This is a genomic window from Staphylococcus sp. EG-SA-17 (assembly GCF_017151845.1).
Lineage (GTDB): Bacteria > Bacillota > Bacilli > Staphylococcales > Staphylococcaceae > Staphylococcus > Staphylococcus aureus.
Genome location: NZ_JACVZO010000004.1, coordinates 23,503 through 35,138, shown reverse-complemented (window position 1 = coordinate 35,138; position 11,636 = coordinate 23,503). Strand labels below are relative to the sequence as shown.

Here is an 11,636-nt window from a genome sequence, read left to right as displayed (position 1 = left end):
CCATTCCCGCTTTTTCATGAATGAAGATGATATTAGATTATATTTTATTCGTTGTTAAGTGATTCGAGACATACAATTTATCAAGATGTTATAATTGATGAGAAATGAGGTTCGTAAATGATAGATCAACAAACAATTTATCAATACATACAAAATGGAAAAATAGAAGAAGCGTTACAAGCATTGTTCGGAAATATCGAAGAAGATCCTACAATTATTGAAAATTATATTAATGCCGGTATCGTACTTGCTGATGCGAATGAGATTGAAAAGGCAGAGCGCTTTTTCCAAAAAGCTTTAACAATAGATCCGAAGAATGGCGTAGTATTTTATAATCTAGCAAATGTATATTATAATCAGCAGCGTTATCAAGAAGCTATTAAATTATATCAACAAGCATTACAAACAGAGATTGAACAAGTTGATTGTAATTATATGATCGGTATGGCGTTTAATCAGTTAGAATCATTTAAGCTGGCATTGCCGTATTTAATGACTGCTGCGGAACTAGATAAAGACAAAGATGCAGAAGTTCAATTTCAATATGGTCTTGTATTATGTCAATTAGAAATGTTTAATGAAGCCATAACTCAACTTAAACATGTATTAACGATTGATAAAAATCATGTTGATGCAAGATACAATTTGGGCTTAGCGTTATTTATGAAAAATGAAGATATTGATGAAGCCATAACTCATTTTAAAGAAGCTGTGACTATCGACCCTAAACACTTATTAAGTCAGCATGCGCTGAAAACATTCACTAAAATGAAAGAGGAGGAATAGCATGTCAGACCCTACACTATTTGATTATTCAATGATCAAAGGTACTGTTGAAGCGATATTGTTTCAAAACAGTGATAATTTTTATACAGTGCTTAAAGTAGATACTATTGAAACAAATGAAGACTTTGATACAATGCCAACTGTTGTAGGGTTTCTTCCGAATATTGTTGAAGGCGATGTCTACACATTTAAAGGGCAAGTTGTTGATCATCCACGTTATGGTAAACAATTAAAAGCAGAGACTTTTGAAAAAGAAATGCCACAAACGAAAGAAGCAATTATAAGTTATTTATCAAGTGATTTGTTTAAAGGTGTAGGTAAAAAGACAGCTCAAAATATTGTTAATGCATTAGGTGACAATGCGATAAATGATATCTTAGATGACCATTCAGTGCTAGAAAAAGTATCGGGATTATCTAAAAAGAAACAGAAACAAATTGCAGAACAAATTTCAGCAAACCAAGAATCTGAAAAAATAATGATTCGTTTACATGATTTAGGGTTTGGCCCTAAACTTTCAATGGCAATTTATCAGTTTTATCTCGGTGATACACTGACTATTTTAGACCAAAATCCATATCAATTGATTTATGATATTAAAGGTATTGGTTTTAATAAAGCAGATCAACTTGCTAGAAATATTGGTATCGCTTATAACGATAATGAACGATTAAAAGCTGCGTTGCTCTATACGTTAGAAGAAGAATGTATTAAACAGGGACATACATATTTGCCTATCAATGTTGTTATAGATTTAACGGTTGATGTATTAAATTATCAAGATGAAGAGGTCATCGAACCTGAAAAATTAGACGAAATGTTGCAATACTTAAATGAGGAAAAACGACTAATTATTGACAATGAACAAGTTGCAATTCCAAGTTTGTATTATTCTGAAATCAAAAGTGTTCAAAACTTATTCAGAATAAAGACGCATACAAATAAACTTACAGAAATTGAACAGTCAGATTTACAAATGCATATTGGTGAAATAGAAGATGCGAATCAAGTGAACTATGCAGCTTCACAAAAAGAAGCTTTGCAAACGGCTATCAATTCTAAGGTGATGCTATTAACCGGTGGACCGGGAACTGGAAAAACGACAGTAATTAAAGGCATTGTAGAATTATATGCTGAGATTCATGGCTTATCATTAGATTATGATGATTATGTCAATGATGATTATCCAGTTGTATTAGCAGCGCCAACAGGAAGAGCGTCCAAGAGACTACAAGAGTCAACTGGATTAGAAGCTATGACGATTCATCGTTTAATAGGTTGGAATCAAGACACAAAGCCAGAGGATATATTAGAAAATGAAATAAACGCACGACTCATAATCATTGATGAGATGTCTATGGTAGATACTTGGTTGTTTCACCAATTTTTAAGTGCAGTTCCTTTAGATGCACAATTGATATTTGTAGGTGATGAGGACCAATTGCCTTCTGTAGGTCCTGGTCAAGTATTTAAAGATTTAATTGAATCGAAAGCTATACCACGAGTTAATCTGACTGAAGTATATCGTCAACAAGATGGTTCAAGCATTATAGAATTAGCACATCGAATGAAATTGGGTCAGAAAATTGATATTACACAGCGTTTTCATGATAGAAGTTTTATTAACTGTCAGGCAAACCAAATACCAACAGTTGTTGAGAAGGTAGTTACTAGTGCTGTTAATAAAGGGTATACTATGGCTGATATTCAAGTGCTTGCACCAATGTATAAAGGAAATGCCGGTATTAAACGTTTAAATCAAGTTTTACAAGATATTTTAAACCCTAAAAAGAAAGACACACGAGAAATTGAGTTTGGTGATGTAGTCTTTAGAAAAGGTGACAAAGTATTACAACTTGTTAATAGGCCAAATGATAACATATTCAATGGTGACATAGGAGTTATTGTTGGTATTTTTTGGGCGAAAGAAAATGCCCTTAATAAAGATGTACTTGTTGTGGATTTCGAAGGTAATGAAATTACATTTACGAAACAAGATATGATGGAATTAACGCATGCTTATTGTACATCAATCCATAAATCACAAGGTTCAGAATTTCCTATTGTTATCATGCCTATTGTTAAACAGTATTTTAGAATGTTACAAAGACCGATATTATATACTGGTTTAACTAGAGCGAAAACGAGTTTAGTTTTACTTGGTGATCCAGAAGCATTTGATATTGGATTGAAAACAAATGGTCAAGCGCGTTTAACACAATTATGTACATTGTTGAAAAATTATTTTAATTCAGAAGATGAAGAAATGCTAGAAAACACAGCAACTAATGATACAGGAGCTTCACAAACGACAATAGATGATCAAGTAGAAGCGCCAATGCCATCGAATGATAGTGAAGAAGTTACGTCTGATTCAACAAAAACAGATACAAATGTATTAACGGAAGCTACAATGTTTAAAATTGACCCAATGATTAATATGGGAGAAATCACGCCGTATGACTTTATAGAACGTTGACAACAAGCGTAAATGTAACTAAAATAGAATTAAATTCGTATAAAGATGAGTAGTTAATGATTTGTTTATCAGAGATGTACTGGTTGGTGAAAAGTACAACAAACATTAGTGAACGCTACTTTATGCACAACTGTATAGTCGATTTAAAGTGATAAATGTGTTGAATTGCATTTATAACTAGGGTGGTACCGCGATAACGTTCGTCCCTTTTGAGGATGGGCGTTTTTTATTTTTTAATAATAAAAAATGATATTGATTTATACTAGTTTTTCAAATCGACTATCTGTGTCATCAATTTTTATGGAATGGTAATTTAAAAACAGTAAATAGGATGTGTAAATGATGAAAAAGTTAAAAGCGAGTGAAATTAGACAAAAATATCTAGATTTCTTTGTTGAAAAAGGACATATGGTTGAACCTTCTGCACCATTAGTGCCAATTGATGATGATACATTATTATGGATTAATTCAGGTGTAGCAACATTAAAGAAATATTTTGATGGACGTGAAACACCTAAAAAGCCAAGAATTGTAAACTCTCAAAAAGCTATTCGTACAAATGATATTGAAAATGTTGGTTTCACAGCGCGTCACCATACATTCTTTGAAATGTTAGGTAACTTCTCAATTGGTGATTATTTTAAACAAGAAGCGATTGAATTTGCTTGGGAATTTTTAACGAGTGATAAATGGATGGGAATGGAGCCAGATAAATTGTACGTTACGATTCATCCGGAAGATATGGAAGCATACAACATTTGGCATAAAGATATTGGGCTTGAAGAAAGTCGTATTATTCGCATTGAAGGTAACTTCTGGGATATTGGTGAAGGGCCTTCAGGACCGAACACTGAGATTTTCTATGATCGCGGAGAAGCATATGGACAAGACGATCCGGCAGAAGAAATGTATCCAGGTGGAGAAAATGAACGCTATCTTGAAGTATGGAACTTAGTATTTAGTGAATTCAATCATAATAAAGATCATAGTTACACACCATTACCTAATAAAAACATTGATACTGGCATGGGGCTTGAGCGTATGGCCTCAGTTTCTCAAAATGTACGTACTAACTATGAAACAGATTTATTTATGCCTATAATGAATGAAATCGAAAAAGTATCAGGTAAACAATATTTAGTAAACAGCGAACAGGATGTGGCATTTAAAGTAATTGCTGACCACATTCGTACGATTGCATTTGCAATTTCTGATGGTGCATTACCTGCCAATGAAGGTAGAGGATATGTATTACGTCGATTGTTACGTCGTGCCGTTCGTTTTAGTCAAACGTTAGGAATCAATGAGCCATTTATGTACAAACTTGTTGATATTGTTGCAGACATTATGGAACCATATTATCCAAATGTTAAGGAAAAAGCAGATTTCATTAAGCGTGTTATAAAGTCTGAAGAAGAACGATTCCATGAAACATTAGAAGATGGCTTAGCGATTTTAAATGAATTAATTAAAAAAGCTAAAGCGACAACAAATGAAATTAATGGGAAAGATGCATTTAAATTGTATGATACGTACGGGTTCCCAATTGAATTAACTGAAGAAATAGCAGTGCAAGCAGGATTGAAAGTTGATATGACAACATTCGAGTCAGAAATGCAACAACAACGTGATCGTGCACGTCAAGCACGTCAAAATTCTCAATCAATGCAAGTTCAAAGTGAAGTATTGAAAAATATTACATCTGCAAGTACTTTTGTTGGTTATGATACTGCGACAGCTCAAACAACACTAACACACTTGATATACAATGGCGAAGAAGTTTCACAAGTTGAAGCGGGTGAAACAGTATACTTCATGTTAACGGAAACACCATTTTATGCAGTCAGTGGTGGACAAGTTGCGGATACAGGTATTGTTTATAATGGCAATTTTGAAATTGCTGTTAGTGAAGTAACCAAAGCACCAAATGGTCAAAACTTGCATAAAGGAGTAGTACAATTTGGCCAAGTAAATGTTGGCGCTACAGTGTCTGCTGAAGTGAACCAAAATGATCGACGTGACATTCAAAAGAACCATAGTGCAACACATTTATTACATGCAGCGTTGAAATCAGTACTGGGTGATCATGTTAACCAAGCTGGTTCACTAGTAGAAGCAGATCGTTTACGTTTTGATTTCTCTCATTTTGGTCCAATGACTAAGGATGAAATTGATCAAGTTGAACGCTTAGTAAATGAAGAAATTTGGAAAGGTATTGACGTTAACATTCAAGAAATGGATATTGCTTCAGCTAAAGAAATGGGCGCAATGGCATTATTCGGTGAAAAATATGGTGATGTTGTGCGTGTAGTAAATATGGCACCATTTTCAATTGAATTATGTGGTGGTATTCATGTCCGCAATACTTCTGAAATTGGCTTATTCAAAATAGTAAGTGAGTCAGGTACAGGAGCTGGTGTGCGTCGTATTGAAGCATTAACAGGTAAAGCAGCTTTCTTATATTTAGAAGATATTCAAGAGAAATTTAATACGATGAAATCACAGCTGAAAGTGAAATCTGATGATCAAGTAGTCGATAAGTTAACACAATTACAAGATGAAGAAAAAGCATTATTAAAACAATTAGAGCAACGTGACAAAGAAATTACATCACTTAAAATGGGTAATATTGAAGATCAAGTTGAAGAAATCAATGGCTATAAAGTATTGGTTACTGAAGTGGATGTACCAAATGCGAAAGCAATTCGCTCGACAATGGACGATTTTAAATCTAAACTACAAGATACAATTATCATTCTTGCAAGTAATGTTGATGATAAAGTATCGATGGTTGCAACTGTCCCTAAATCTTTAACAAATAACGTTAAAGCCGGTGATCTTATCAAACAAATGGCACCAATCGTTGGTGGTAAAGGTGGCGGTCGTCCAGATATGGCTCAAGGTGGCGGTACACAACCTGAAAATATCTCAAAATCATTAAGCTTTATTAAAGATTACATTAAAAATCTATAATTTATAGCCATAATATTGTATGATGATAGTGAGTTATATTTGTAATTAAAGGAGTGTCGCAAATGGAAAACTTTGATAAAACAATGAAATTCGACTATGAAGAACTTCCAACACAAGATGTAAGAGATGTTTTAAATAATGTTTATCGAACATTAGATGAACGAGGATATAATGCCGTAAACCAAATTGTAGGTTATTTATTATCAGGTGACCCTGCGTATATTCCACGCCAAAATGAAGCAAGAAATCAAATTCGTCATATTGATAGAGATGTTATTATGGAAGAGCTTGTTTCTTACTATTTAAAAGAGCAAAATAAATAATTTATGTTACAACATAAAATTTTAGGACTCGATGTCGGTAGTAGAACGGTAGGAATTGCAATTAGTGATATAATGGGTTGGACGGCACAAGGATTAGACACACTCCGAATCAATGAAGAAAATAATGAATTAGGTATTGACCAATTAGTAGACATTATTAAAAAACATAATGTGGGTACAGTCGTAATAGGACTACCTAAAAACATGAATAATTCAATAGGATTTCGAGGCGAAGCTTCGTTAACATATAAAGAAAAATTATTAGAAGCTTATCCTTCTATTGAGATTGTGATGTGGGATGAAAGATTAAGCACAATGGCTGCTGAACGATCATTATTAGAAGCAGATGTTTCAAGACAAAAAAGAAAACAAGTGATTGATAAAATGGCAGCGGTATTTATTTTACAAGGCTATTTAGATTCACTACATTAAAAGGAGATTTTACTATGACTGAACATAATCATGATTCACAACTAGAAATTAATAACGAAGAAGAATTATTAACTTTATTCGATGAAGAGGGAAATGAAGTTTTATACCGAAAAGTTTTAGAATTTTATCATCCTGAATTCAAAAAAGAGTATGTTATCTTAGCTGAAGAAGGTGCTCAATCAGATGAAGACGATATGATTGAGCTTGTACCAATGATCAATGAACCAGATGAGTCAGGTGACGGTGGTAAGTTAGTACCAATCGAAACTGATGAAGAATGGGACATGATTGAAGAAGTTGTAAATACTGAAATGGAAGAATAATTAAAAAGATTTTACTCTTGCTAACCTTAAGATGGGGAGGCAAGAGTATTTTTTTAAGTCAAGCAATGTATAAATAATTAACGCTTATAATTTTATTGAAAATATGGTAAAATATCTAAAGTTAAATTTTATATGAATGATTCGCTTCTATAAATAAAATAGCTTTGCGTCTAACACGAAATCAGTCATTTAATTGGTTGGCAAAATCATAATCAATTGTGAAGGCTGATTTATTTTATTGTCATAATCATATTGACTTATTTTACATAAAGGAAGTTTAAAACATGGATGACCTAAATAAAAAATATTTAATAGATTTACATCAACATCAAAATAGTTCAATCGAAGTTTTGCGTGAATTTGCCGAAGTAAATGAAGTGCCAATCGTAGATCGTTTAACATTAGATTTAATTAAGCAATTAATTCGTATGAATAATGTTAAAAATATTTTAGAAATTGGTACAGCAATCGGCTATAGTTCTATGCAATTCGCTTCTATATCTGATGACATTCATGTCACAACGATAGAGCGTAATGAAACGATGATTCAATATGCTAAACAAAATTTAGCTACTTATCATTTTGAAAACCAGGTTCGAATTATTGAAGGTAATGCTTTAGAGCAATTTGAAAATGTAAATGACAAAGTTTATGATATGATATTTATTGATGCAGCAAAAGCGCAATCAAAGAAATTTTTTGAAATATATACACCACTTTTAAAGCACCAAGGTCTCGTAATTACAGATAATGTTTTATATCACGGTTTTGTATCGGATATTGGGATTGTTAGATCGAGAAATGTAAGACAAATGGTTAAAAAGGTTCAAGATTATAATGAGTGGTTAATAAAGCAACCAGGATATACAACGAATTTTTTAAATATAGACGATGGATTAGCGATTTCAATTAAAGGAGAATGACTATGACAGAATTACTTGTCACACCCAAGTCATTAAGCCATATGGAAACACTTATTGATTTAGGTGCAGATGCTTTTGTAATTGGCGAGCAAAAGTTTGGTTTAAGACTTCCAGGGGAATTCAATAGACAACAAATGACAGAGGCTGTCGCATTAGCTCACAAAAACGATAAAAAAGTATATGCGGCGGTGAATGGATTATTTCATAATTATCATTTAGATGCTGTAGAAGATTATATTAATTTTTTACATGAAATACGAGTTGACAGAATTATTTTCGGGGATCCAGCAGTAGTAATGTATGTGAAGGCGCAAGAGAATCCAATACCACTTCATTGGAATGCAGAGACGTTAGTAACTAATCATTTTCAATGTAATTACTGGGGGAAAAGAGGCGCATCAAGAGCTGTCTTAGCACGTGAGCTGAATTTGGATGAAATTATTAATATAAAAGAAAATTCAAATGTGGAAATTGAGGTGCAAGTTCAAGGAATGACTTGTATGTTCCAATCAAAGCGTATGCTACTAGGCAATTATTATACGTTCCAAGATCGCCAAATGAAAATTGAACGTCGCAATGATGAACAATCTTTATTACTTTATGATGAAGAAAGACAAAATAATTACCCAGTTTACGAAGATTACAATGGTACGCACATTATGTCACCAAACGACATTTGTTTAATTGAAGAATTAGCACCATTTTTTGAGGCGGGTATAGATTCATTTAAAATCGATGGTATTCTACAAACGGAAGAATATATTAATGTGGTAACGGAACAGTATCGTCAAGCGATAGATTTGTACAATGAAGATCCTGAAATCTATGAAGATGAGAAATTTATGTTGATGGACCCAATTGAAGAAATTCAACCTGATCATCGACCATTTGACGAAGGTTTCTTATATAAACAAACGGTATATTAAGGAGGTTAATCATGAAGACAATAGAAGAGATTAAATCAACTCCTAAAACAGTTATGAAGAAACCAGAATTATTAGCACCTGCTGGAAACTTAGAAAAGTTAAAAATAGCAGTACATTATGGCGCTGATGCCGTATTTTTAGGTGGTCAAGAATATGGATTACGTTCAAATGCTGATAATTTCACGATGGAAGAAATAGCTGAAGGTGTTGAATTTGCGAACCGTTACGGTGCCAAAATTTATGTTACGACAAATATTATTGCACATGATGAGAATATTGAAGGTCTAGAATCATATTTGCGTAATTTGGAAAAGACTGGTGCGACAGGTATCATTGTTGCAGATCCTTTAATTATCGAAACATGTAAAGAAGTTGCGCCAAAACTTGAAATTCATTTATCTACTCAACAATCACTTTCTAATTACAAAGCTGTAGAATATTGGAAAGAAGAAGGATTGGATCGTGTTGTATTAGCACGTGAGACCGGCGCGATGGAAATGCGTGAAATGAAGGAAAAAGTAGATATTGAAATCGAAGCATTTATTCATGGTGCTATGTGTATCGCCTATTCAGGTAGATGTACATTAAGTAATCATATGACTGCAAGGGATTCCAACAGAGGCGGTTGCTGTCAAAGTTGCCGTTGGGATTATGAATTATTAGAAGTTGATGATAATGGTGAACTTGATGTATTTTATAATCAAGGTGAAGTTACACCGTTTGCGATGAGTCCTAAAGATTTAAAATTAATCGAATCAATTCCTCAAATGATGGATATTGGTGTGGACTCATTAAAAATTGAAGGACGTATGAAGTCAATTCATTATATTGCAACAGTTGTCTCAGTATATCGTAAAGTCATTGATGCGTATGCGGCAGATCCTGACAACTTTAAGATTAATCCGGAATGGTTAATTGAGTTAGATAAATGTGCAAATAGAGACACTGCACCAGCATTCTTTGAGGGTACACCTGGTTATGAAGAACAGATGTTTGGTCAACAACAATCTAAAAAATCACCATTTGATTTTTGTGGTTTGGTATTAGATTATAATGAAGATACAAAAATTGCGACTATTCAACAACGAAATAACTTTAAACCAGGTCAAGAAATAGAATTCTTTGGTCCAGAAATTGAAACATTTACACAAGTAGTAGAAGCAATTTATGATGAAGAAGGTAACAGCTTAGACGCGGCGCGCCATCCATTACAAATCGTTCAAATTAAAGTGGATCGCCCGATATATCCAAACAACATGATGAGAAAGGAAATTGGCTAATGAAAGCTACTACAATCATTGGCATAGCTGGTGGATCTGGCTCAGGAAAAACAACTGTAACTAACGAAATTATGAAAAACTTAGAAGGTCATAGTGTCGCTTTACTTGCTCAAGATTACTATTATAAAGATCAAAAGCACTTGACTTTCGACGAGCGCCTAGAAACCAATTATGACCATCCATTTGCATTTGATAATGATTTATTAATTGAAAATCTTAAAGACTTGAAAAATGGTAAAGCAGTAGAAGTACCGACATATGATTATGCTAGTCATACAAGAAGTGATATTACCATTGATTTTAAACCTAAAGATGTTATTATCGTAGAAGGTATTTTCGCTTTAGAAAATAAGGTATTACGTGATATGATGGATGTTAAAATATATGTTGATACAGATGCAGACTTAAGAATATTACGCCGTTTAACACGAGATACTAAAGAGCGTGGGCGTTCAATGGACTCTGTTATCAATCAATATTTAAGTGTTGTTAGACCTATGCATGACCAATTTATTGAACCGACTAAGAAATATGCTGATATAATTATACCTGAAGGTGGGAGCAATAAAGTTGCAATAGATATTATGACAACAAAAATTCAGTCTTTAGTTAGCAAGCAATAGTATAATTCAGTAAAGGAAGATGACAATATGGAAAATCAAAAGCAATATCCAATGACTCAAGAAGGTTTTGAAAAATTAGAGCGTGAACTTGAAGAATTAAAAACAGTTAAGCGTCCTGAAGTTGTAGAGAAAATTAAAGTTGCACGTTCATTTGGTGACTTATCAGAGAACTCTGAGTATGATGCAGCAAAAGATGAACAAGGATTCATCGAACAAGATATTCAAAGAATTGAGCATATGTTAAGAAATGCATTAATCATTGAAGATACTGGAGATAACAACGTTGTTAAAATTGGTAAAACAGTAACGTTTGTAGAATTACCAGGTGATGAAGAGGAAAGTTATCAAATCGTTGGTTCAGCTGAATCAGATGCATTTAATGGTAAGATTTCAAATGAATCACCAATGGCTAAAGCGTTAATTGGTAAAGGTTTAGATGATGAAGTTCGTGTTCCACTACCTAATGGTGGCGAAATGAACGTAAAAATTGTTAATATCCAATAAATGATCAAATAGATTGTTTAATTGCGCGATTGAAGTGTGTTAATGATACTTCGGTCGTGCTTTT

11 protein-coding genes and 1 other annotated feature are annotated in these 11,636 nt (G+C 33.2%); all 11 genes read left to right on the top strand.

What is annotated here, in order from left to right:
- Positions 1 to 117 precede the first annotated feature (117 nt).
- The 11 genes from IDG65_RS02985 (at position 118) to greA (ending at position 11,572) form a co-directional block, all read left to right on the top strand.
- On the top strand, positions 118 to 786 hold the full coding sequence (locus IDG65_RS02985; protein WP_000567017.1) for a tetratricopeptide repeat protein: 669 nt from the start codon (positions 118 to 120) through the stop codon (positions 784 to 786).
- A 1-nt stretch (position 787) separates the two neighbouring features.
- Entirely contained in the window at positions 788 to 3,265 is a 2,478-nt protein-coding gene (recD2, locus tag IDG65_RS02980; RefSeq protein ID WP_001283300.1) for an SF1B family DNA helicase RecD2, read from the top strand.
- 33 nt (positions 3,266 to 3,298) lie between these two features.
- Positions 3,299 to 3,476, top strand: a binding site (T-box leader).
- A gap of 131 nt (positions 3,477 to 3,607) precedes the next feature.
- Positions 3,608 to 6,238 (top strand): alanine--tRNA ligase, encoded by a 2,631-nt coding sequence (gene alaS, locus IDG65_RS02975; RefSeq protein WP_000734088.1) that lies wholly within the window; start codon positions 3,608 to 3,610, stop codon positions 6,236 to 6,238.
- 62 nt (positions 6,239 to 6,300) lie between these two features.
- On the top strand, positions 6,301 to 6,561 hold the full coding sequence (locus IDG65_RS02970) for an IreB family regulatory phosphoprotein (protein WP_000426912.1): 261 nt from the start codon (positions 6,301 to 6,303) through the stop codon (positions 6,559 to 6,561).
- Between the two features lie 3 nt (positions 6,562 to 6,564).
- Positions 6,565 to 6,993 carry a Holliday junction resolvase RuvX gene (gene ruvX, locus IDG65_RS02965; protein WP_000939059.1) on the top strand — a complete coding sequence of 143 codons (429 nt, stop codon included), beginning with the start codon at positions 6,565 to 6,567 and terminating at the stop codon, positions 6,991 to 6,993.
- A gap of 14 nt (positions 6,994 to 7,007) precedes the next feature.
- Positions 7,008 to 7,316, top strand: a complete 309-nt coding sequence (locus IDG65_RS02960; protein ID WP_000134779.1) for a DUF1292 domain-containing protein — start codon at positions 7,008 to 7,010, stop codon at positions 7,314 to 7,316.
- A 284-nt stretch (positions 7,317 to 7,600) separates the two neighbouring features.
- The gene (locus tag IDG65_RS02955) at positions 7,601 to 8,239 is read left to right on the top strand and encodes an O-methyltransferase (RefSeq protein WP_000342266.1); all 639 of its coding nucleotides are present in this window, start codon (positions 7,601 to 7,603) and stop codon (positions 8,237 to 8,239) included.
- A gap of 2 nt (positions 8,240 to 8,241) precedes the next feature.
- Positions 8,242 to 9,165: a peptidase U32 family protein gene (locus tag IDG65_RS02950; protein WP_000137775.1), complete on the top strand. Its 924-nt coding sequence runs from the start codon at positions 8,242 to 8,244 to the stop codon at positions 9,163 to 9,165.
- A gap of 11 nt (positions 9,166 to 9,176) precedes the next feature.
- On the top strand, positions 9,177 to 10,445 hold the full coding sequence (locus IDG65_RS02945; RefSeq protein WP_000848304.1) for a peptidase U32 family protein: 1,269 nt from the start codon (positions 9,177 to 9,179) through the stop codon (positions 10,443 to 10,445).
- Complete coding sequence (gene udk / locus IDG65_RS02940; RefSeq protein ID WP_000648617.1) at positions 10,445 to 11,068, top strand: uridine kinase; 624 nt, start codon at positions 10,445 to 10,447, stop codon at positions 11,066 to 11,068. The genes IDG65_RS02945 and udk overlap by 1 nt, the downstream gene beginning before the upstream one ends.
- 27 nt (positions 11,069 to 11,095) lie before the next feature.
- On the top strand, positions 11,096 to 11,572 hold the full coding sequence (gene greA, locus IDG65_RS02935) for a transcription elongation factor GreA (RefSeq protein WP_000431312.1): 477 nt from the start codon (positions 11,096 to 11,098) through the stop codon (positions 11,570 to 11,572).
- Positions 11,573 to 11,636 lie beyond the last annotated feature (64 nt).